Annotated in this window: 24 protein-coding genes; 11 read left to right on the forward strand and 13 right to left on the reverse strand. The window is 38.9% G+C overall.

The features are described from left to right. Positions 1-61 precede the first annotated feature (61 nt). Positions 62-487, forward strand: a complete 426-nt coding sequence (locus tag J2746_RS05815) for an FKBP-type peptidyl-prolyl cis-trans isomerase (RefSeq protein WP_209617668.1) — start codon at positions 62-64, stop codon at positions 485-487. Between the two features lie 94 nt (positions 488-581). Here J2746_RS05815 and J2746_RS05820 read toward each other — a convergent pair whose 3' ends face one another. Next, entirely contained in the window at positions 582-3,386 is a 2,805-nt protein-coding gene (locus tag J2746_RS05820) for a DEAD/DEAH box helicase (RefSeq protein WP_209617670.1), read from the reverse strand. Between the two features lie 254 nt (positions 3,387-3,640). On the opposite strand from J2746_RS05820, the gene J2746_RS05825 reads away from it, so the two are divergent. Further along, positions 3,641-4,183 carry a pyruvoyl-dependent arginine decarboxylase gene (locus J2746_RS05825; protein WP_209618329.1) on the forward strand — a complete coding sequence of 181 codons (543 nt, stop codon included), beginning with the start codon at positions 3,641-3,643 and terminating at the stop codon, positions 4,181-4,183. Between the two features lie 37 nt (positions 4,184-4,220). Here the strand turns inward: J2746_RS05825 and J2746_RS05830 are convergent, their stop codons facing one another. Next, positions 4,221-4,640: a GNAT family N-acetyltransferase gene (locus J2746_RS05830; protein WP_209617672.1), complete on the reverse strand. Its 420-nt coding sequence runs from the start codon at positions 4,638-4,640 to the stop codon at positions 4,221-4,223. 205 nt (positions 4,641-4,845) lie between these two features. Here J2746_RS05830 and J2746_RS05835 point away from each other — a divergent pair, with 205 nt between their 5' ends. Beyond that, on the forward strand, positions 4,846-5,130 hold the full coding sequence (locus J2746_RS05835; protein ID WP_209617674.1) for a hypothetical protein: 285 nt from the start codon (positions 4,846-4,848) through the stop codon (positions 5,128-5,130). A 27-nt stretch (positions 5,131-5,157) separates the two neighbouring features. Here J2746_RS05835 and J2746_RS05840 read toward each other — a convergent pair whose 3' ends face one another. Next, positions 5,158-5,364 (reverse strand): hypothetical protein, encoded by a 207-nt coding sequence (locus J2746_RS05840; protein WP_209617676.1) that lies wholly within the window; start codon positions 5,362-5,364, stop codon positions 5,158-5,160. A gap of 54 nt (positions 5,365-5,418) precedes the next feature. On the opposite strand from J2746_RS05840, the gene J2746_RS05845 reads away from it, so the two are divergent. The 3 genes from J2746_RS05845 to J2746_RS05855 all read left to right on the forward strand — a co-directional run bounded on the left by J2746_RS05845 (position 5,419) and on the right by J2746_RS05855 (position 7,777). Beyond that, positions 5,419-6,216, forward strand: coding sequence for a basic amino acid ABC transporter substrate-binding protein (locus J2746_RS05845; RefSeq protein WP_209617679.1), 798 nt, complete (start codon positions 5,419-5,421; stop codon positions 6,214-6,216). A gap of 159 nt (positions 6,217-6,375) precedes the next feature. Beyond that, entirely contained in the window at positions 6,376-7,068 is a 693-nt protein-coding gene (locus tag J2746_RS05850) for an amino acid ABC transporter permease (RefSeq protein ID WP_209617682.1), read from the forward strand. After that, positions 7,055-7,777, forward strand: a complete 723-nt coding sequence (locus J2746_RS05855; RefSeq protein ID WP_209617685.1) for an amino acid ABC transporter ATP-binding protein — start codon at positions 7,055-7,057, stop codon at positions 7,775-7,777. The genes J2746_RS05850 and J2746_RS05855 overlap by 14 nt, the downstream gene beginning before the upstream one ends. Before the next feature lie 49 nt (positions 7,778-7,826). Here J2746_RS05855 and J2746_RS05860 read toward each other — a convergent pair whose 3' ends face one another. Continuing rightward, the gene (locus J2746_RS05860; protein WP_245250011.1) at positions 7,827-8,330 is read right to left on the reverse strand and encodes a GNAT family N-acetyltransferase; all 504 of its coding nucleotides are present in this window, start codon (positions 8,328-8,330) and stop codon (positions 7,827-7,829) included. 166 nt (positions 8,331-8,496) lie between these two features. Between J2746_RS05860 and J2746_RS15045 the strand changes: the two genes are divergently transcribed. The 4 genes from J2746_RS15045 to J2746_RS05875 all read left to right on the forward strand — a co-directional run bounded on the left by J2746_RS15045 (position 8,497) and on the right by J2746_RS05875 (position 10,375). Then, positions 8,497-8,655, forward strand: coding sequence for a DUF8147 domain-containing protein (locus tag J2746_RS15045; RefSeq protein ID WP_483414100.1), 159 nt, complete (start codon positions 8,497-8,499; stop codon positions 8,653-8,655). 22 nt (positions 8,656-8,677) lie between these two features. Beyond that, positions 8,678-9,481, forward strand: a complete 804-nt coding sequence (locus J2746_RS05865; RefSeq protein ID WP_209617688.1) for a DUF1638 domain-containing protein — start codon at positions 8,678-8,680, stop codon at positions 9,479-9,481. Between the two features lie 48 nt (positions 9,482-9,529). Beyond that, the gene (gene msrA / locus J2746_RS05870) at positions 9,530-10,039 is read left to right on the forward strand and encodes a peptide-methionine (S)-S-oxide reductase MsrA (RefSeq protein ID WP_209617691.1); all 510 of its coding nucleotides are present in this window, start codon (positions 9,530-9,532) and stop codon (positions 10,037-10,039) included. Positions 10,040-10,138: 99 nt separating this feature from the next. Further along, on the forward strand, positions 10,139-10,375 hold the full coding sequence (locus tag J2746_RS05875; protein ID WP_209617694.1) for a cytochrome b5 domain-containing protein: 237 nt from the start codon (positions 10,139-10,141) through the stop codon (positions 10,373-10,375). Positions 10,376-10,409: 34 nt separating this feature from the next. On the opposite strand, the gene J2746_RS05880 is transcribed toward J2746_RS05875, so the two are convergent. Next, the gene (locus J2746_RS05880) at positions 10,410-13,337 is read right to left on the reverse strand and encodes a CHASE4 domain-containing protein (protein ID WP_209617696.1); all 2,928 of its coding nucleotides are present in this window, start codon (positions 13,335-13,337) and stop codon (positions 10,410-10,412) included. A gap of 227 nt (positions 13,338-13,564) precedes the next feature. On the opposite strand from J2746_RS05880, the gene J2746_RS05885 reads away from it, so the two are divergent. Further along, positions 13,565-14,023 (forward strand): FAD synthase family protein, encoded by a 459-nt coding sequence (locus J2746_RS05885; protein WP_209617698.1) that lies wholly within the window; start codon positions 13,565-13,567, stop codon positions 14,021-14,023. 38 nt (positions 14,024-14,061) lie between these two features. Here J2746_RS05885 and J2746_RS05890 read toward each other — a convergent pair whose 3' ends face one another. From J2746_RS05890 to J2746_RS05925, 8 genes are all read right to left on the reverse strand, one after another. Continuing rightward, entirely contained in the window at positions 14,062-15,204 is a 1,143-nt protein-coding gene (locus tag J2746_RS05890; protein ID WP_209617700.1) for a pyridoxal phosphate-dependent aminotransferase, read from the reverse strand. 68 nt (positions 15,205-15,272) lie between these two features. Further along, on the reverse strand, positions 15,273-15,677 hold the full coding sequence (gene ribH, locus J2746_RS05895; RefSeq protein ID WP_209617702.1) for a 6,7-dimethyl-8-ribityllumazine synthase: 405 nt from the start codon (positions 15,675-15,677) through the stop codon (positions 15,273-15,275). A gap of 64 nt (positions 15,678-15,741) precedes the next feature. After that, positions 15,742-16,206 carry a riboflavin synthase gene (ribC, locus tag J2746_RS05900; RefSeq protein ID WP_209617704.1) on the reverse strand — a complete coding sequence of 155 codons (465 nt, stop codon included), beginning with the start codon at positions 16,204-16,206 and terminating at the stop codon, positions 15,742-15,744. 46 nt (positions 16,207-16,252) lie between these two features. Then, entirely contained in the window at positions 16,253-17,401 is a 1,149-nt protein-coding gene (locus J2746_RS05905) for a pyridoxal-phosphate-dependent aminotransferase family protein (RefSeq protein WP_209617706.1), read from the reverse strand. 322 nt (positions 17,402-17,723) lie between these two features. Beyond that, positions 17,724-19,193 carry a hypothetical protein gene (locus tag J2746_RS05910; RefSeq protein WP_209617708.1) on the reverse strand — a complete coding sequence of 490 codons (1,470 nt, stop codon included), beginning with the start codon at positions 19,191-19,193 and terminating at the stop codon, positions 17,724-17,726. A gap of 161 nt (positions 19,194-19,354) precedes the next feature. Then, on the reverse strand, positions 19,355-20,071 hold the full coding sequence (locus J2746_RS05915; protein ID WP_209617709.1) for a site-2 protease family protein: 717 nt from the start codon (positions 20,069-20,071) through the stop codon (positions 19,355-19,357). Positions 20,072-20,217: 146 nt separating this feature from the next. After that, complete coding sequence (locus tag J2746_RS05920; protein WP_209617711.1) at positions 20,218-20,775, reverse strand: CBS domain-containing protein; 558 nt, start codon at positions 20,773-20,775, stop codon at positions 20,218-20,220. A gap of 102 nt (positions 20,776-20,877) precedes the next feature. After that, positions 20,878-21,342, reverse strand: a complete 465-nt coding sequence (locus tag J2746_RS05925; protein WP_209617714.1) for a hypothetical protein — start codon at positions 21,340-21,342, stop codon at positions 20,878-20,880. Positions 21,343-21,375 lie beyond the last annotated feature (33 nt).

Below are 21,375 nucleotides of genomic sequence, written 5' to 3' on the forward strand. Positions count from 1 at the left end.
TCCCCACCTCCTTGGACTTAAATAAGTGAGAACTTGTTTTGTTTAAACTGAGTTGATATTTTTGGCAATAAAAGACGGAGATACAATTAAAATAGATTATACCGGCACACTCGATGACGGTACTGTATTCGATAGTTCTGAAAATCATGACGCACCTCTTGAGTTCACAGTAGGAGCAGGTCAGGTTATTTCAGGATTTGATGAGGCTGTAAAGGGAATGGAAGTTGGGGAAGAAAAGAAATTCAGGATCGAAGCTGCAGATGCATACGGTGAACCAAATCCTGCTATGACACAGACAGTTCCAAAAAACATGCTTCAGTGTGACACCGAGATCACAGAAGGTATGATGATAATGGTAAGTACTGCTGATGGTCAGCAGATGCCTGCAAAAATAACTGAAGTGACAGATGAGTCACTTACACTCGACATGAACCATCCTCTTGCAGGAAAGGCTCTTACCTTCAACATTAAAGTTGTTGAAGCATAAGTTTAATTCGATTTTTCTGAAAATTGAACTCATCTCTGGGTTCAACTTCTTTTTTAATTTGATTTTACTATAATTCTTCTTTTTCTTCTTAATATTATTTCGTAATTTTGCTGGCTGATCTGTCTCTCAAATTCTTCAGTTTCATATCATCAGGTTTTTCCTTGAGTGCTTCATCGAACATCTCAACAGCACCTGTAAAATCACCAAGTCTATGCAGAGCTATTCCTTTGTGCTTCCATACAACGCTTTTTCCATAACCCCTGCTTATAAGTTTATTAAAAATGGTCAAAGCCATCTGGTTCTGACCAAGACGCAGGCATGTCATACCTTTGTTCATAAGTGCTGTGGCGTTAGATGGCTGAAGTTGAAGTGCAGCGGAAAAACACTCAAAGGCCAGTTCATGATCCTTTTCCCTGCCTGCTTTGATCCCTTCCTTTATCCACTCATCAGCGCTTTTACGGTCACGTTGTCTGAGTTTTCTCCTTGCTCTTTTTAGTGCTGAATTATGATCGAATGGTTTGTCCTTCGGATCTCTTTGCACAGGTACGTAGGTTTCGTTCTTTGCGGGTCTTTCAACCTTTTTTATCACTTTTTTCTTCAAAGGGATATATGCTTGTTTTCCAAGCATCTTCCTCAGGATCATTATTGCAGCATCCTTATCCAGCGGATTATTGTTGTTACCGCACTTCGGTGACTGGATACAGGAAGGACATCCGTCATTGCATGGACAGCTTTCTATGGATCTCAGCGTAACCTCAAGCATTTCCGAGATTCTTCCGTAGCCGCTTTCGGCATAGCCTACACCTCCGGGATGTCCGTCATAAATAAAAATACCGCTGTTTCCTGAAATATCCGGGTGTGATGGTGTCGAAACTCCGCCAACGTCATTCCTGTCAGCTAACAGATGTAACGGGTACATTGCGATCATGGCATGTTCGATTGCATGTATTCCGCCAGCAAGGTCACGTTCATGCTCATTTACAAGTTCAGTAAAGGAATAAGGTAATTCAAGCCACAGAGCTTCGGTCTCAAGCCGAAATTCCGGCATGTTCAGTGCTCTCTGTCCGAGTTCAGTTTCTGAACGCTGCTGTATCTTTCTGTATCCTTTAACTTGCTGTGTGACATCAACATCACCAAAACCAACTTTAATTTCAGGACATGTAGACAGAGCTTTTGTGTCTACTACTTCTCTGACTACAATATCTGAATCGACAATGGCTCTGGTATAGTAACCATCATTTGCTTCCTCTACATGTATCTCTTTTCCGTCATGATCCAGTTTTGTAACGCAATATGGTTTGCCCTTATTGATGTAAACAGCACCTTCAAATGCTTCCCTGTAAGCCCTCAGTCTTTCGATATCTTTTTCCAGGGCTCTTCTGTTAGTCTTATCAATTATGGTGTAACTGTCATTTTCAATGTTCCTGATGGATATCTTCATGTGCGGTGCAGGGTCGGTTGATCTTTTCTGGTAATCTCCTTCCAATAACCCTTCCTCTTCAAGGACCTGCACTATAGTGTCAAATTCAGGCCCGAAATATTCTTTATCTTCGGGCTTAAGTGGCAGTTCCCTTGCAGCACAGAGAAGGTGACCCGCCTGAATGTATCTATTTGAGACATTTATAACAGCTTCCTCACAATCACGCCTGAAGAAATCTTCCGGATTTCTCATGTAATACTGGTCAAGTGCATTGGAATCTGCAACAAGTGTGACAATGCTTTCCTTGTTTCCTCGTCCTGCTCTTCCTGCCTGCTGCCTTGCACTCATAATAGTTCCGGGAAAACCGTCCATTATGCAGGCATCCAGTCCTCCGATATCAATTCCAAGTTCAAGGGCGTTGGTGGATATCACACCTTCAATTTCACCGGAAGCAAGACCTTTTTCGATCTCTTCACGCTCATCACCATGATAACCTCCTCGATAGGGACTGATAGTTTTATTTACTCCTCGGTCAGCAAGGTTGTTTTTGGCCTGTACATACATTCTTTCAACTTTCTGTCTGGACCTTGCAAAGACGATGGTCTGGAGATCGCTTTGCACAAAGTTTGTAAAAAGGTTAACCGTTTCTCCAAAACTGGATTTTCTCCGGGTAAAATTACGTGAATTTGAATACAGGGGCGGATTCCAGAATACAAATTTACGGGCTCCCTGACCTGAGCTGTCATTGTCTATAAGTGTCATTTTCTTTCCGGTCAGGGCTGAACTGTGTTCAACCGGATTTCCGATTGTGGCAGTACAGCAGATGTACTGAGGACTCGCGCCATAGTTCTCACAAATACGGTTCAGCCTTCTCAGGAGATTTGCCATATGGCTTCCCATGACGCCGCTGTATGAATGACTTTCATCGAGAATGATATAGTTCACATTGGAAAGGAACTGTTTCCATTGATGTTTCCATTGCAGAAAACTCAAATGGAGCATTTCAGGATTTGTGAATATGATCTTTGTATTTCCGTATTTGACAGCATCTTTTTCGGCTTTGGTCATGGAACCTACAAAACGATCAATTCTCACATTCAGTCCCATGGTCTTGCTTAATTTCCTGAACGTATCAAGCTGATCGTTTACAAGTGCGTTCAAAGGTGAGATATATAATGCGGTTGCATGCGGTTCCTGCAGGAGACTTTCAAAAACAGGAAGCATATAACATAATGATTTTCCGCTGGATGTGCTCGTGGAAAGAACTATATTCTCTCTGTTTCTTGTTCTTTCAACCGCTTCAGCCTGATGTGTGTATAACTTCTTTACTCCGTTTTTATCTAAGGCGTATCTTATAAGTGGATTCATTTCCAGGTCTTTATAAGATGCTTCTCTTTTGGGAACATCTTCGATATGCGTGATCTGTCCTTCGTATCTTCTCGAAGATTTCAATTTATCTATTAACCGGGAAATTTCCATTTTTAGCCTGCTCCGGGGTTTATTAAGTTATTAATCCTTTAAAGTATGTGTTGCAGTTGAAAATACATTTAAATATCTTATTTTATTCAGATTTAGGATACTCATAATCTTCTTATACTAGGATTATATTTCAGATATAACCGTCAACAGATGATTTTGGATTTAATGTTGGTTTCGGATTTATTCCTGCAACATTGAAATGATAAATTTATTGTAGGTTCAGATTTAACGTTATGTATAAAGTGATGATTGAAATGGTTCCAAAAAAATGCTTTTTGACTAAAGGTGTTGGTGTTCACAAAGATAAATTAGCATCTTTTGAATTAGCACTGCGCGATGCGCTTATTGAGAAATATAATCTCGTTACCGTTTCCAGTATACTTCCTCCGAATTGCAAACTGGTGTCCAGGGAAGAAGGAATAAAAGGACTACCTGCCGGTGAGATTGTACATTGTGTTCTTGCACGTAATGCAACAAATGAGCCCCAAAGACTTGTAGCAGCAGCAGTTGGAACCGCTGTTCCTGTTAATGAGAATAATTATGGATACATATCAGAACATCATTCCTTTGGGGAAGATGAAGAAGTAGCTGGTGAATATGCTGAAGATATTGCAGCAACAATGCTCGCAACAACTCTTGGAATTGAATTTGATTCTGACTGTGCGTGGTATGAAAGAGAAAGGGTCTATAAAGCAAGTGGCCATATAATAGATACCACCCATTATTGTCAGACTGCATATGGTGATAAAGATGGAAAGTGGACAACTGTCATCGCTGCCATGGTGTTTATCGAGTAACAGGATTCATTTTTTATTTATTATTGTTTTTTACTGTTTATTTAATATCGCAGGTTCTGAGTACCATTGAAATATGCTCTATGCCTGCATCATTATATGTGTCTCCATATTCCCTGAAACCGAATTTTCTGTAAAAACCAGTTGCGTATAACTGTGATGAAAGATATATTTTTTCTGCTCCTTCTAAAATTGCTTTTTCAATAAGGATTTCCATTACTTTTTTACCAAGTTGTCTACTTCGATATTTTTTCAGAACACATAGTCTTCCAATATGAAACCCGTCTTTGTCTAAAAATAATCTTCCTGTTGCTATGGGCATTTCATTATCATAGATCACAAGATGATTTGATCTTTCGTCATTTATGTCGATCTCAAGTTCTTCGTCGATATCCTGTTCTATTACAAAGACAGCTTTACGCACACTATACGCATCTTCAAAGTTTTCTATCCCTTTCAAAAACTTGATTTTCATATTCATTTTTCGTATTTGTTCCAATTTAGATCTGCATATGGGTCTATTTCATGTCAGATATATGTCTCTATATTTTTTCTATCTAAAATATGATATCAGGAAACACAATTAATCGCAAAACTTAAGTAATATATGGTTTATCCGTAGACGTCTATATAATATATAGATTATTAGTGATCGGAGACTTAACATGAAGAAATTTTTAAGCATACTTATGGTTTTCCTGATGATCGGACTCGTAGCCGTGTCAGGATGTGCAGACACAACAGAAGAAGCTGCAGAAGGCGCAGAAGAGGTCGCTGAAGATACAGAACATGCAGCAGAGAACGTTACTGAAGAAGTTGAAGATGTAGCAGAAAATGTCACAGAAGATGTAGAAATGGTAGCAGAGAACGTTACTGAAGAAGTTGAAGATGTAGCAGAGAATGTCACTGAAGAAACAGAAGAAGCTACAAACGACACAGCAACTGAATAATTTCATTTATTTAGATCACATCTGGTATTACTTTAAATAGCTTAAAATACCAGAGTATGTGATCTCTTTCAAACCGAGATTTTTGTTCTCATTCTGGCTGAATTTATTATAATTATTTTTGTTTTCTTTATCACTTAATAGATATAATTCTTTTTTCTCTAAAACCCTTGCAGTAATTTGTTTTTTGCTGCTATCTCTAAATTTAAGAATAGAAAACCTTAAGTCAATTGTCAAATTATCAATATAAATCTATAGTCTATATAGAGTATATTTCAGGGAAGATCCAATATGAAAAAAATATTAAATCTTTTATTGATAGGAATCTTAATGGTAGGTCTCGTAGCAGTATCCGGATGTGCTGATAGCACAGAAGGTGCAACTGATGAAGGCGCAGAAGAATTGGAAGAAGTACCTACCTACATTGTTGGTACAGAACCTTATTTCCCACCATTTGAGTATGCTGATGAGAACAACAGCAATGAAATAATCGGTTTTGATGTAGACCTTATTAATGCTATTGCAGAAGACCAGGGTTTTAATATCGAATGGAAAGACCTTGAATTTGATGCACTTATTCCTGCACTACAGTCAGGTCAGATTGACATGATCGTTTCCGGAATGACAATCACAGCAGAAAGGGAAGAATCCGTTGACTTCAGTGACCCATACATCAATGCAGGCCTCGCTCTTGCAGTTGCTGCAGACAACGATGAGATACAGGATGTCGATGATATTCAGGGCAAAGTAGCTGTTGTCCAGCAGGGTTCTACCGGTGCTGCAAAGGCTGATGAGCTTAAAGAAGAAGGACTAATCGAGGAAGTTGTCTATCTTGCACATGTCAGTGATATTGTAATGAGTCTTCAGAACGGACGTGGCGACTTCATGATCAATGACCTTCCGGTCACAAAATCATTCATTTCACAGAACCCGGATGTAATAAAGATAGTCGATGACCAGATGCAGAGTGAATCATACGGATTTGCTGTTAAGACTGGCAACACAGAGCTTCTTGAAAAGCTTAATGCAGGTCTTGAGAATGTAAAAGCTGATGGTACATACGACGAGATCATGGAAAAATACTTCTGAATTTGATATCAGAATATACGGCTAAAGACCGTATATTCAATATTTTCATTTTTCTTAAATGCAGACAGGATATTAATCGATATATTTATATGCAGTTCATGTGTGGCTATTTCTAACAAAAACATCATTTCATTTTCACAATAAAACGAGGTAATCCTCTTGTCCCTTTTATCTACATATCTGGAACACATTGTAAAAGTCTTGCCTGACCTGGTAACAGGGTCACTGATAACAATAGAAATAACATCCTTTGCACTTTTCTTCGGAATGATACTGGGAACATTGGCCGGACTTGGGAAACTATCCAAAAAGAAATTATTCCGTTATCCTACTATCGTTTACGTTGACTTTATCCGGGGAACTCCTCTTCTTGTCCAGATATTACTTTTCTACTATGGTATTCCGGGACTATATTCCAATGCAACTGGCAATTCACTTAATTTTGATCCAATACTTGCCGGTGTTATTGTTTGCAGTATAAACAGTGGTGCATATATTGCAGAGATCGTTCGTGCGGGAATACAATCTATCGATAAGGGGCAGATGGAAGCTGCACGTTCCCTTGGCATGAATGAAAAGATGGCAATGAAAGAGATTATTCTTCCGCAGGCATTCAGGCGTATTATTCCGCCACTTGGTAATGAGTTCATAGCTCTTCTAAAGGACTCTTCACTTCTTGCTGTTATAGGAGTTCATGAACTTCTTAAAACAGGACAACTCTACATTTCCAGAACATTTGCGGCTTTTCCGGTATATATCGCAGTTGCACTGATGTATCTGCTATTGACAATAGTTATCTCACGTCTTGTGACATATTCAGAAAGGAGGCTTGGTGTAAGTGATAGAAATTAAAGGTCTTTACAAGAGATTCGGGGACCTTGAAGTACTGAAAGGTATATCTGTTGACATCAAAGAGAACGAGGTAGTCTGCGTCATAGGTCCTTCTGGCTCAGGAAAAAGTACTTTCCTCAGATGTATCAATCTTCTGGAAATGCCAAGTTCAGGCGATATTATCATTGATGGTCAGAAAATAACTGATAAGGATATTAATATAAACAGGATACGTGAGGAAGCAGGGATGGTTTTTCAGCATTTCAATCTCTTTCCTCACAAAACCACAATGGAGAATGTTGCGCTGGCACCAATAAAAGTCCGCAAACTTCCAAAAGAAGAAGCTGAAAAGCGTGCTCTTGACCTTCTGAACAAGGTGGGACTTGCAGATAAGGCAAATGTCTATCCATCAGCTCTTTCAGGTGGACAAAAACAAAGGGTTGCAATTGCAAGGGCTCTTGCAATGCGCCCGAAGGTTATGCTTTTTGATGAACCAACATCTGCACTTGATCCTGAAATGGTAGGTGAGGTACTTGGAGTTATGAAAGACCTTGCCCAGGCAGGCATGACAATGATAGTTGTCACCCACGAAATGGGATTTGCAAGGGAAGTTGCTGACCGCGTTCTTTTCATGGACGAGGGTACCATAATGGAGCAGGGCACTCCATCTGATATATTCTCAAATGCACAGCACGAAAGAACCAAATCCTTCCTGAGTAAAGTACTTTAAAAAATTTAAATTGATGATCTTTAAATCATCATTTGTCTTTTTTCAATTTTTATTTTTTTCCGGCAATTTCTTCTATGCCTTTTTCATCCAATCTGTACATGAGCCACTCTTTCTGATGTTCTCCTCCCATATGTTCATAGAATTTTCTGGCAGGATTCCAGTCAAGCACGCTCCACTCTATTCTTCCGCAGTTCCTTTCTCTTGCTATTTTTCCGCAATGGGACATTAGTGCCTTGCCTACACCTTTTCCACGATGCTCTGGATAGACGAATATGTCTTCGATGTAAAGTCCTGGCTTTCCTACAAATGTGGAGAAATTATGGAAGAAAACAATAAATCCAGCAGCTTCTTCATCGATCTCAGCAACAATTGCTTCCGCATATTTCTTCCTTCCAAACAGACCTTCTTTGAGGCTTTCTTCAGCTGCAAGCACATGGTCTGCTAGTCCTTCAAATTCAGCCAGTGCTTTTACAAGTTCCATAATAAGAGGTATATCATCTATTGTTGTTGTTCTCACGCTTATAGAATTCTTCTTTTCGGGTTGCATACTCATATTTCCTCTGATTGTGTTGCTGGCATAGAATTTTATGATATTGAGAAGCATTAACTTCTCATTCTATCAGGTTACTAGTATTTTTACTAAACCGGTCAAGCCACAATCTTATTGTAAAAAGCCATGAAAATATCAGAGACAAGGAATAAATATGAATGTTGCAAAAATGGTGCTAATCAGTCTTGTTATTTTTGTGCTAGTCACAGTGCTGATTACTCAGGCATTACAGGACAGGATATTTTTCTCACTGTTTGTAGGAATACCATCCGGAATAGTGGCTTTTGTACTGAGCTTTGTATATATGTACAGGCAAAAGAGTGAATAATCAATAACATGTAGTGAATAATATGCCATTACTGACAATACTTTCTTGCAAGATACTTCAGGATGAGATCGTGCATATACTTGAAAATGATAGTTCTGTAGATGAGATTCTTATAGTTGGTAACGGTCAGGAGGATGACTTTGTCTCAAAGCTCAGAAAAGCAGATCTTGACTTTCGTTTACTGTCGCCTGCAAAACTCCGCATTGATACTGAGAGTTACAGAAATGATCCTGAAAAGTACACAGTAATGATCTACATGGTCGAGCTTGCACTTCACGAGTTCCCAAAAATACTAAGAACTGAGATATATAAGTTGATAGATGAGTTAAGTAAATGTTCAAATGGTATCCTGATGTTCTACGGCCTTTGTGGTAATGTCTTTGATAAAATAGAATCTGATTTTAAACATCTTGAAGGAACATGCCCTGTCAGAATATTGAGGGATGATATACGTACAGTTGATGATTGTGTAGGTGCAACCCTTGGAGGTTGTGAAGAATATCTGGCAGCTCTGAAAAAGTTCAGTGAACATGGAACATTCCTTTTCACACCAATGTTCGCTCATGCATGGCGTGAGATCATGAGGGTTGATCCTGAGAAACCTGACAAGACTATAAAGATGCTTAAGAAGGTCAATGAGGTCACAGGCTACAAGAGAGTTGCAAAGGTCCAGACAGGACTCACATATACTGAGAATTTCGATGAAAAAGTTGATGAATTCGCAGAATTATTCGATTTTGAAGTTCTTGAGATAGAAGGCGGACAGAACCTTTTTGAGAAATGTTATTCTGACATTAAAGAAGAGGTTCTTGGTAAAGCCCAATAACAGAAACATTTATGGCTCATTGCTGCTCACTTTTCCATAGGTGATGGAATGTTATCACAAGAAGAATTACTTGGCAAGGGTTATGAAAAGGCAACTTTTGCTGCTGGCTGCTTCTGGGGTGTGGAGGCTGTATTCAGGAAAGTGAAGGGTGTTGACTTCACACAGGTCGGTTATACAGGCGGGGATAAAGAAAACCCAACTTACAAAGAAGTCTGTATGGGTGACACAGGACATGCAGAAGCTGTGGAGCTTTTCTTTAATCCATCTATAGTTCCTTATGAGAAATTGCTGGAACTTTTCTGGGAAATGCATGATCCTACAACTCCTGATCGTCAGGGTCCTGATATAGGAAGTCAGTATCGTTCAGCTATATTTTATCATAGTGAAGAACAAGAGGATAAAGCTGCGGCTTCAAAAAGACAACTTGAGCAAACAGGCAGGTTCAATAAACCTATTGTAACTCAGATAGTACCCGCAGGTCCTTTTTATCGGGCAGAGGAATATCATCAGCAGTATTTTGAAAAGACAGGCACACATGGCGGTTGTTTTTTTAAGTAACGATTCTTTATTTATTCCACTTTAATTCCCCAGCGTTGTAAATGTAATCCGGACCCAAAAGTCTATAAATTTGAAAGATGAATCTAGAGTGGTGAGGATATGCAGGAATTTACACTTGAAGAAGTAGCCAGGTATAATGGCACTGACGATGAGAAAGTTTATGTTGTTTATGCAGGTCAGGTCTACGATGTAACTGACAGCGACTTCTGGGACAACGGTGAACATATGGGCTTGCATGAAGCAGGAACTGATTTAACCGAGGCTCTGGATATGGAAGCTCCTCATGAAGTAGATGCTCTGGAGAACTACCCGGTTGTCGGAAAGATCAAACAGTGATTTTCAACCAGATTTCATTTGTTTTAATAAAGATCTAGAAGGGCAGTTCAAATATGAATGCTGAACCGATTTCAGGTTCACTTTCGACCCTTATGGATCCATTTTGCATTTCAACATATTTTTTTACAATTGCAAGTCCCAGTCCTGAACCCTGATAATTTCGGCTCAGTGCAGACTCAACCTGTCTGAAAGGATAAAACAGGTCTTTCTGATCTTTTTCTGATATACCAATACCTGTATCTTTTACCTCAATCTCTATCATATTAAGTACTCTTTTAGCTGTAACTGTGATACTTCCACCTTCCATTGTGAACTTAATTGCATTGCCTATCAGATTATACAATATCTGTTTGAATTTCAGTTTGTCAGTATCTATTACGGTAACCTCATCTGCAATATCATATTCAAGGGTGAGACTTTTCTGATCAACAAGTGAAGACACATTTTTAATGACTTCTTCCATGATCTCAACAACGTTTGTTTCTTCTATCGACAGGTCCATCCTGCCTGCTTCGATCTTTGAAATATCCAGAATATCATTAATTACCTCAAGAAGATGTTTACCACTGTTGGATATATTGTTCAGGTATCTTATTTGTTTTTCATCCATTTCATGTTGTTCGCTGTAAATCAACATATCTGAAAAACCTATGATGGAGTTTAAAGGTGTGCGAAGTTCGTGACTCATATTTGTCAGGAACTCGCTTTTAGCTGTGTCAGATGCTTCTGCTGCAAGTTTCGCCCCAATGAGTGCTTCTTCAACTTTCTTTCTTCCGGAAATGTCGTAGAAGCTCTCAACAAGGTATTCTTTTCCTTTGAGTTTGACACAAACCACGGATTTTATGACAGGTATTTCATTTCCGTCTTTGTCCAGAAGGATTCTCTCTGATTTGTCTACCTTTTGGTACAGATCAATAATAGGACACTGATCTTCAAGTGCAGTACAAACGAATTTGTGACAGACATTGCCAATTATTTTTTCTCTGGGTAATCCTATCATTTTAGCAGCAACAGGATTTACATCTGCAATGGTTTTGTTCTCTTTGTCAATAAGAAGTATTCCGCTATTGATATTATTAATGATGGTTGTCAGCCTTTCAAGAAGCTCATGTTCCATTTCATCAATTTTTTTTCTTTCAGTAACATCACGGATAATGGCTACTGCGTTCCACGACCTATCCGAAAGCTGCATTGAAGACAGGGAAAGTTCAATAGGGAACTCTGTTCCATCCTTGCGTTTTCCTTCAAGTTCAATAGTATTACCGATGACATCTCCATGTCCGGTTTCTGTGAAATTTTTAAAACCTGCTTTGTACCCATCGATATATTTTCCAGGTGCGATGAAGTTATGCACTTCCTTATCAATAATCTCATTTTCAGAATATCCGAACATTCTGGTGGCTGCTTCATTCCAGAATATCGTTTTTCCTTCATTATTGAGCATTATTATTGCATCATTGGCAGATGTGGCTATTTTTGCAAATTTCTCCTCACTTAGCCGTAGTTTTTCTTCAGCATCTTCTCTTCTGGTAATTTCATTTAGAAGTTTATTCTCATGAAGGAGTATTTCCGTAATGTCATTATGGGCATAAATTCTGCCGTATATTTCGTTGTTAATTACAAGTGGAATTGAATATGTCTGAATTGTTCTTCCATCTTTGAGTTTCAATAATGATCTGTTAGAATTTGTTGAATATTTTCTTCTATTAACTTCTTTTTCAACATCTTCAGGATTTTCAGCCAACTTCAGGATTTCACTCAGTATAGTGTCTCCGTCAGTTTCTGGTCCTATCTCAGATGGGAGATTAAACATGCGCTTATATTCAGGATTCATAAAAAGGACCTTTGCATTTCTATCAAATGCAATAAGGCCGTAGGATACAGATTCAATTGTTGACTGGAATATTATACCTTTTTCCTGCAGGGAATCCAGCATTGAATTAATATTGTCTGCAAGTTCGGAAAGTTCATCATTTCCTTCCTTTTTCAGACGAGATTTTATGTCTGCATTGAAGTCAATTTCCTTAATTCCATTTCTCAGGGATGTTATTCGTGAAATCAGGTTTTTATTTAGAAGTGCAAGCAGTAAAAATGCAAATGTTATTGATATAATGAGTGAAAGATAAAATGTGGTAGATATTGTTGCCAGACCTTCTTTATAGATTACTCTTTCCATTTCTGTTTTGAATATGAGAGCAGGTTCATCATTTATGTCATTTATAAGGAAATAGGCATTTAAATAGTCACTCTCATCGTCAACCAGTGTTGCGTATCCATTATCCAGTACCTGATCATTTATTGCTGCGTAATCTGCAGGCAGGTTCCTTTTGTCAAGTTTCTGAAACTCTATTGGTAGAAGTGTCTGTTCTTCCATTGGTTCTATAAATGATTCGTCAAGGAAACGTCCAGTGATGACTGTTCCTTCTATAGGTCCTTCATAAGTACTCTTTATAATGGGTCTTGATGCAACTATTAGAGTTGAATTTGAGAGATCGATAATTCCTGAATACGATGATTCTGTAGAACTATGATCAAAAAGTACACTATTATTTTCAATCTCTCTGAGAATTTCCGGTGACAGGGATATTTCCTCTTCATTCTCAAGATCGCAGACCAGTCCATAAACAAATTCTCCATCTTTGTTGTAGAAAAGCATAAAATTTATATCGAGTGTTAAGAGTGTTTCGATATCATCAATGTTGGATTTGATATATCCAGTGTTCCTATCCTGTATAAATTCATAAGTATCATCCCATGCAGCCCAATCATAAGTATTCTTGTCGATGTGCTTTATTTCATTTTCAAAAGCTCGCTGGACTCTTAGAGCATTGTCCTGCAAAACTTCACTTTCGATTTCTTCTGTATGCGTTAAAAATACATGGTTGGTGACTGATGCAGTGAGCAAAAAAAGGAAAATAAAAATAATTCCCAGAATTGTTATTGTTTTATTATAAATTCTCATGCATTCACCATCTTATTCTATTACGAGGAACCAGAGTGATCTAAAATGCCTTTAGCATTCAACTTATAGATTTTATGGTACATAGGATATTGAGTGTGTAACTTTTAATCAACTTAATTATGTGTATATACTATATATATTTACATATAATATTAATTTTAATTATCATTATATTTTTAGTTAAATGTCTTTTTTTAACTGTAAAGCTTGAGCTATCTTTATAAAAGATGCTGCTTTATAGGTGGCAGCACATAGGTGATGTTTTGGTAAGAATACTTGCAACAGGAACATTCGATCTGCTTCATCCGGGCCATATCCACTATCTGAGCGAAGCAAAGAAACTCGGTGATGAACTTTATGTCATCGTTGCCAGAGAATCCATGATAAGACACAAACCAAAACCAATAATAACGGATGAGCAAAGAGTTAAAATGGTCAATTCTCTGAAAATAGTAGATACTGCTCTTCTTGGAAGTGAATCTGATATTTTTGACCCTATAATGCAGATAAAACCTGATATTATTACACTTGGATATGATCAGGGCTTTGATGCAGTTCAACTTGAAAAAGAACTGCATTTCAGAGGTTTTGATTGCAAGGTTGTCAGAATAGATAGTTCACTTGACTGTTCCTTATGTGGTAGTGGAAAAATAGTAAAAAAAGTGCTTGAAAGATATAAGGAATAATCTGCTATTCCTGAATAAATTAAAATAAAAGAACAAGATCAGAAGAGTGCTGTCTTTATTCTTTCCAGTCCTTCCTGTATTCTATCAATTGATGTTGCGTAGGAAATTCTGATGAAGTTCCTGCCACTTTCTCCAAAAGCGGATCCAGGGGTTACTGCAACGTGTGCATCCATCAGGAGTTTTTCAGCAATCGTATTTCCATCTCCATACTCGCTGACATCTGCAAATGCATAGAAAGCACCGCCAGGTTTCTGGCATTTGATTCCAATTGCATTCAAACCGTCAACAAGAACATCTCTTCTGGCTCTGAACTTTTCAACCATTTCAGCTACAGGTTCCTGTGGTCCTTCTATTGCCGCAATGCCACCGTACTGCACAAAACTTGTTGCACTGCTGACAGAGTGTGATTGTATCTTAAGCATAGGTTTAATGACATTTGACCTTGCATGGACATAACCAAGTCTCCAGCCTGTCATTGCATAGGCTTTTGAAAAACCGTTTACAGTGATGGTTCTGTCCTGCATTCCCTCGAATGAACCAATACTGATGTGTTCCTGGTCATAGATTATTTTCTCATATATCTCATCTGAAAGTACCATGATATCATTATCAATGGCAATATCAGCTATATTTTCAAGGGTATGTTTATCGTAAACAGCACCAGTCGGATTTCCGGGGCTGTTGACAACAATGAGTTTTGTCTTCTCATTGATATATTCTTCAATATCAACAGGTTTAAAACCATTTTCAGGATCAGTTGGAACCCAGGTTGTATTTGCGCCTGCAAATTTAATGGCAGGGTCATATGAAACCCACGCAGGATCAAATAGTATTGCCTCATCATTATCGTCAAGAACTGACATCATGACTTCAAAGATGGCCTGCTTTGCACCTGGTGTGACAATTATTTCCGAAGTCTTTGCATCAAGTTTATTCTCTGTGCAGAGCTTGTTTGAAATAGTTTTCTTGAGCTCTGATATCCCTGCTCCGGGTGCATAGTGTGTCTCCCCCCTGTACATCGCATCTGCTGCTGCATCACAAATGTGTTTAGGTGTATCAAAGTCCGGTTCACCTAAAGTGAAACCGATTATATCGATACCATCCTCACGCATTTTGTTGGCAGTATTAGCAGCTTTCATAGTTGCTGACTCTTCTACCCTCTTTAACCTTGATGATGCCATGCAATTAACACAACCATTTTTCAGTTTTGCACTTTGAAATCCTTGATTTTAATTTATTATGTTTAATATTACAAGCGCTGTACCAGCTTTACTGCTGCTTCAACAGCACGCTTTGCATAGTCCACACGCTGGTGGGCTTCCATTCTGGTCATACCAGGACCTGCAATTCCCAGTGTTACAGGTTTGTTATATTCAAGTGAGAGATCTGTGATCTTTCTTGCTGCATGCTGTACAACAATCTCATCATGCTGGGTTGCACCTTCTATTACAATTCCAATGGTAATCACAGCGTCGATGTCTTCTCGTTCGCAGAGCTTCTTGATAGCCAGTGGCATATCATATACTCCTGGAACCAGGATCTTTTCTACAACCTCTGCTCCGAGGAACTTAGCATGCTCTTCACCAAGCATTTCCATCTGGAAAGTAAGATCCCTGTTAAATTCAGCTATTACAAATCCCAATTTTATGGTCATAATATCACTATAAGTTTAAATTGATCTGGATAAATTATTAATCTTCTGATGATTCAATTCCGGTCTATATTCGTGCAGGACCCACGTCTTCAAATCCCTGTCTCTGACCTGTGCCTGCTTCTTTTATCATCTTCTCAGGTCTGCACAGCATTTTCACAACATTGAGTGCGTGTTCTCTTGATCTTTTGTCCATGAGGAACGCAAGTTCATTCTCATCCTTTGCTTCATCCTCATGAACAAAGACTTCTATTATATGTGTGTTAGTCATAAGCTGTGCCTGAATTATCCCGGTGGATGCTTCATGGGCACAGATCTTATCCTGTTCTTTGCTGCCCGGCATACCCAGAGCCATGACAATTTCGCACCCTTCTTCATCTATGAGTTTCTTGGCTGCAACCGGAAGATCCTTTACACCCGGAACAGTCCTGCGTATTATCTTTGCAGAAATGTTCTTCTGAATCTCATCGATAGCTGCCTTTCCCATATTAAAGCGTGCGAAAGTTGTGTCAACGACCCCTATTGTTGCCATATTAACCTGCCGTAATCACCTGATTGTTTGGATATTGTTTTGAGAATTAAAGTGTGTTCAATACTTCAGATGCTGCTTCAACACCAGCTCCGAATTCAGAAACAACACCTCTCTTCATCAGGGTCATTTCAAGTTCCTGTATTGTGAGCATGATGTCCTTTGGCTGCACATTACCCATGCTTCCGATTCTGAAGATCTTGCCACTGAGGTGTGCCTGACCACCTGCAATGGTGATTCCCTTTGCCATCAGATCTTTCTTAATATCATTGCCGCTAACTCCTTCAGGAGCTTTCATGGCTGAGACTGTGTTGGAATAGTGACTGTGATCATCATGAAGCTGTGGGAACATTTCAAGTCCCATTGCAGCTGCAGCTGCACGTATTGCTTTTGCACCGGTTGCATGACGGTTGATCCTTGCTTCCATACCTTCTTCCTTTACAATGTGAAGTGCTTCCTGAAGTCCGAAGAATAATGGAACAGCTGGTGTATAAGGTGTCTGTGATTTGTCACCACTCTTCTTGTGTGCTTTAAGATCAAGGTAATATGGAAGTGCATCCTTCTCGTTCATTGCATCGAGTGCTTTTTCACTGACAGATATCATTGACAGTCCAGGGGGTGCAGCAAGACATTTCTGGGAACCTACAACAGCAATATCAACACCCCATTCATCGGTCTTAACAGTGTCTCCGCCGAGGGTTGTGACACCATCCATTATGAAGAGTGCATCGTATTTCTTTGCAAGTTTTCCGATTTCCTGTGCAGGGTTCTGTATACCTGAAGATGTTTCGTTATGGACAAGAGTGATTGCCTTTGCGCCTTCCTCAAGTTTCTTTTCAACTTCCTCAAGGTTAAAAGAGTGTCCCCACTCGTTTTCAAGGGCGTTTACTTTTCCGTATCTTGCAGCGATATCCTTGAACCTTTCACCGAACTTACCGTTTTCAAGGGCAACTACGACATCATCCTTTCCTACTGTGCATCCCACAGCAGCTTCCATAGCAGCAGTACCTGAGCCGCTTAAAATGAAAATGTCATTCTTTGTCTGGAAAACGTCAGCAAGAACTTCGCGGCAATCATCAAACATTGCTGAGAACTCTGCTCCCCTGTGATTTATCATGGGCTTTGACATTGCCCTGAGAACGCGAGGTGCAACAGGAACCGGCCCTGGCATCATAAGAAGTGTATCTTCAAGATCCATATTAATCTCCTGATTATTATTAGTGCAATTGAAAGTTGTAATTATTTGTTTGTCCATGGTACGTTGTCCATGCGGTAACTTTTGCCTGATATGCAAGCCTATTATATAAACCTATTATGAATGCCTGGTTTTATTCTATGACATATCATGGATGTACAAAATTCAGTCAATTTCATTCAGCAAATAACATCATAGAATCTTTGAATTTATAAGAAACATTCGCTTTGCTACCAATCGCAATGAGGCTGAAAAAAAGAAGAAACTCAGAGATTGAATTACTAAATGTTGTAAAGGTTCACACAAAAAAGAGAATGGAGAAGAATTACTCTCTCCATTCGTAGATGTAATTTGTCCTGTAGGATGCACCATTGGAGTAGTAGTAAAGTATTCTGAATGAGCCGCCAAACGAATTTGCTTCCGGTGCATTTGCTTTGAAAGTACCTTCTTTAATGGTGCCTGTTGAATCGCCCCACCCCATCTTAAAATATGCTCCGTATGTTTCATCTTCCAGGGAATATGAGCTTGAGGTTCCTCTGTCAACAGCTACATCAGCATAGTCTATGCCAATAGCACTTGTATCATAAAGTCCAAGATTATCTGGTGCTATAACTTCACCTTCTTTTCTGACATTGATCACTATTTCTTCTTCAGCAGCGTAGAAATCTTTTGGTTCTTCACTGATGGTCCTGATCTGTACTGTTTCTCCTTTATCTCCGGTGTTACTTGTCCAGACATTGCCTCTTTCGTAGTCAACATCGTATGTGTAGTAATCATTTGTGCTTTCTACCTTGTCTCCGTAGTCTTCAACTTTAACGAGATACCATCCAGGTGTTGTACCTGATGAAGCTGCACTTGTTGATGTTGTGGCTTGTCCTATTCTTGTTCCTGTCCAGCCACCGCTCCATGCCGAACTGTCTGATCCGTATCTCCAGTTTCCTTCAAAGGAATTTCCGTCGCTGCTTAGTTTAAGTTCTACATCCCCTGCATCGTTAGGTGGTGCATATGAAGGGCTTTCAGACCAGGTTCCTATGAATACGTCACCATTAACAACACCTTCAACTCTGCCCTGGTCGTGTGTGTATTCACCATATAGTTTACCGCCTGATTCCCGGAATGTCATGTCGCCCCAGTTTGAGGACCATTCACCTACGAAGCTGTGTGATGTGCTCTCGGCTGTGAATCCGCTTTGTGGAACTGGTGTTTCGTCAGTTGTTTCTGTGTTTCCGAAATCCGCTGTATGGCTGCCTATTGTTGTACCTTCAAGCAGATCAAGCGGTACTGAAACGGTATCTCCGTCTATTATTTCAAAGTCAACTGATTCTTCCACACCTGCACCGCTTATTATTACTCTGTATTCTCCAAGCGGCCAGCCATCATCTGGTTGTTCGAGTATGAATGTTCCGCGTCCAAAGTCCTCTCCGGTTTCAGATTCGAAGGTATAGATGGAATAATCATTATCAAGGTATATCCATTCTACACTAATTATATCGTTGTTAAAATTGTCATATATGAACCATGCATACAGTTTTTCAGAATCCTTTGAGTATTTGAGTACTTTATCAACAGGTATGAAGTTCTCTGTTGATGAGGTCATCATCACTTCAAGTAGTCTTGGTTCACCACTGGCTGTCATATCTCCATATTTTTCGGTAACTGCATCTACTATCTGTTGTTCTTCTTCGGTTGCTCCAAAGCTTCCGGGTTTGTAGGAATCACTTATATCAGTACATCCTGAAAGTGCTACAATGCATATTGTGAGCATTGCTACTAATGCTACTAATTTTGATTTCATTATACCATCCAGCCTAATATTTTCACATTTTTATAAAATCAGTCTTGTTTCTTATTAACTTCTTTATATTTAAACTTATTAGGATTATCCTGGAAGTAATAACTGGTACTTACATCTATTAGTATTAATGCAATAAATATAATATTTATTATCTGCACTTATTAATATCTGGTATATCTACTTTTAACCAGCTGTTCTTCTCTGCTTGCATTACCGTATATGTAGAATGCTATCAGAAGTAACCAGAAATCAGTGAACAGACCTAAAATTCCCATTAAAACAGCAAATATCTTTCCAACCAAAACAGCTTTTTCGGTCGCTTTTACAAAATCCATACGTGTTGACAGAAACGCACGGAGTATACGTCCTCCATCCATGGGAAATGCAGGAACAAGGTTGAAAAATCCCAGAAAGATATTGATATATCCAAGAATGAACGCTATCAGGAACAAAGCATTTCCTTCACTTACAGATACCGGATTAAATGAGTAATTAAAAATAAGAAGTAACACACCCATAATGATGCTTGAAAGGGGACCTGCAGCTACAATTGTCATTACTTTTAGCGGTTCATGTACTTCCTCTTTCATAGCAGCGACTCCTCCAAGCAGATGGAGCCTGATCTCTTTGATACTTCCTCCATATCTCAGGGTGAAATATGAATGGGCAAGTTCGTGTATCAATACAGATGCAAAGAGCAGGATTGCAGTTAACAATGAAAGAATATATTTCATTGTTTCAGACTGGGTACCTGCGAATCCAAAGGGTTCTGCCTGTGAGGAAAAGAACCACGCAAATAAAGGTAGTACGATCAGAAACGAAATATCTACTTTTATGGGTATGCCAATTATTGTTCCTATCCTGTAAGCGTTGTTCATTTTTTTATCCCCTCATGCATGTGTGGTATTTATGCAAGAATCATTTATAAGTAGGTGACTATTGAATTTCTGTATGTAACTCCCTTAATTGAAATAAAGATAAAATAGCTAATTGATCTAAAAATTGCTAATTTTATTAAGCAAAATCATTCGCTCAGTAATTTTAATATGTCATATTTGGTGACAACACCTGCAACCTGTCCCTTTTCCAGCACCAGAACAGCAGGATGTTTCTCAAGCATATAGGATGCTGTTTTGATATCCGTGCCTGGAGATAGAGTTGGGAAAGAATCTCCCATTACATCTCCAATCTTCATGTGTGAGACTTCTGAAGCTTTTTTATTAGACATGGACCTGACGATCATATTCTCAGATATGCTGCCAACTGATATTCCTTCATTTATAACTGGTATCTGGGATATGTTGTACTTTTCCATGATGTTAACTGCTTTATCAATACTTTCTTTTGGGTCAACAGAAATAAGTTCTCTGTTCATGATATCCCGTAGATAGATATCTTCCTTTTCAATATCATCGAATACATCGATTATTTTCTTGAGTGTTGATAATCGGGGGTCTACATCCCCTGCTTCGATTCTTGCAATTAGTGGCTGACTGACACCTGCGCGTTTGGCAAGATCACTTTGAGTAAGGCCCAGGTCATTCCTTTTTTGCTTCAGTTCATCTGGAGATGGTAGTTGCATGGTTATTACTGATGGTAATTATCCTATTTAAAACCAGTTCAGGAAAAGTTCCGAATATAGGGACTAAAAAAGCTAGAAAATAGAATAAATGAGGTAAGGAACTTATTCTTCCATTCCCATACTCATTTCGAAAGTTTCACCGTTCTCGTCTGTCATGGTCATTTTGCCGTCCATGAGTTTCATTTCAGACAGAACATTGCCATCCTTATCGTAATAGGTCATGATGAAACTGTCATCATTCTCATCAATTGGAGTGTACATTTCCATTCTTGCCACTTCATCATCAGCAGCTACATTCATTTCAGCTACTGTATGGCACATTTCTACTCCTTCAACAACCTCTGTACCGATAACTTCCATAACCATGCTCTCGCCTGAGTTAGGATCTGTCATTGTGATAGTAGAACCTACCGGACAGACTTTATCTTCTGCTCCTTCTGTGTAGGTGATGTCTACTTCTTCACCATCATCACCCTGAACGGTGATTGCTTCTTCTTTTTCACTGCATCCTGATACTGCCAGAGCCAGTACTAACAACGAAATGAATACTAGAAATTTGATTTTCATAATATACCACTTTTTTCATAGAATTTAGCAAAG

This window comes from Methanolobus bombayensis (assembly GCF_017873415.1).
GTDB lineage: Archaea > Halobacteriota > Methanosarcinia > Methanosarcinales > Methanosarcinaceae > Methanolobus > Methanolobus bombayensis.

What these genes read in the sequence shown, in the direction of transcription:
- J2746_RS05820 (WP_209617670.1), bottom strand. Translation starts at nt 3,386, where the DNA reads ATGGAAATTTCCCGGTTAATAGATAAATTGAAATCTTCGAGAAGATAC.
- J2746_RS05825 (WP_209618329.1), top strand. Translation starts at nt 3,641, where the DNA reads ATGGTTCCAAAAAAATGCTTTTTGACTAAAGGTGTTGGTGTTCACAAA.
- J2746_RS05835 (WP_209617674.1), top strand. Translation starts at nt 4,846, where the DNA reads ATGAAGAAATTTTTAAGCATACTTATGGTTTTCCTGATGATCGGACTC.
- J2746_RS05845 (WP_209617679.1), top strand. Translation starts at nt 5,419, where the DNA reads ATGAAAAAAATATTAAATCTTTTATTGATAGGAATCTTAATGGTAGGT.
- J2746_RS05860 (WP_245250011.1), bottom strand. Translation starts at nt 8,330, where the DNA reads ATGAGTATGCAACCCGAAAAGAAGAATTCTATAAGCGTGAGAACAACA.
- J2746_RS15045 (WP_483414100.1), top strand. Translation starts at nt 8,497, where the DNA reads ATGGTGCTAATCAGTCTTGTTATTTTTGTGCTAGTCACAGTGCTGATT.
- J2746_RS05865 (WP_209617688.1), top strand. Translation starts at nt 8,678, where the DNA reads ATGCCATTACTGACAATACTTTCTTGCAAGATACTTCAGGATGAGATC.
- msrA (WP_209617691.1), top strand. Translation starts at nt 9,530, where the DNA reads ATGTTATCACAAGAAGAATTACTTGGCAAGGGTTATGAAAAGGCAACT.
- J2746_RS05875 (WP_209617694.1), top strand. Translation starts at nt 10,139, where the DNA reads ATGCAGGAATTTACACTTGAAGAAGTAGCCAGGTATAATGGCACTGAC.
- J2746_RS05880 (WP_209617696.1), bottom strand. Translation starts at nt 13,337, where the DNA reads ATGAGAATTTATAATAAAACAATAACAATTCTGGGAATTATTTTTATT.
- J2746_RS05885 (WP_209617698.1), top strand. Translation starts at nt 13,565, where the DNA reads ATGCTGCTTTATAGGTGGCAGCACATAGGTGATGTTTTGGTAAGAATA.
- J2746_RS05890 (WP_209617700.1), bottom strand. Translation starts at nt 15,204, where the DNA reads ATGGCATCATCAAGGTTAAAGAGGGTAGAAGAGTCAGCAACTATGAAA.
- ribH (WP_209617702.1), bottom strand. Translation starts at nt 15,677, where the DNA reads ATGACCATAAAATTGGGATTTGTAATAGCTGAATTTAACAGGGATCTT.
- ribC (WP_209617704.1), bottom strand. Translation starts at nt 16,206, where the DNA reads ATGGCAACAATAGGGGTCGTTGACACAACTTTCGCACGCTTTAATATG.
- J2746_RS05905 (WP_209617706.1), bottom strand. Translation starts at nt 17,401, where the DNA reads ATGGATCTTGAAGATACACTTCTTATGATGCCAGGGCCGGTTCCTGTT.
- J2746_RS05910 (WP_209617708.1), bottom strand. Translation starts at nt 19,193, where the DNA reads ATGAAATCAAAATTAGTAGCATTAGTAGCAATGCTCACAATATGCATT.
- J2746_RS05915 (WP_209617709.1), bottom strand. Translation starts at nt 20,071, where the DNA reads ATGAACAACGCTTACAGGATAGGAACAATAATTGGCATACCCATAAAA.
- J2746_RS05920 (WP_209617711.1), bottom strand. Translation starts at nt 20,775, where the DNA reads ATGCAACTACCATCTCCAGATGAACTGAAGCAAAAAAGGAATGACCTG.
- J2746_RS05925 (WP_209617714.1), bottom strand. Translation starts at nt 21,342, where the DNA reads ATGAAAATCAAATTTCTAGTATTCATTTCGTTGTTAGTACTGGCTCTG.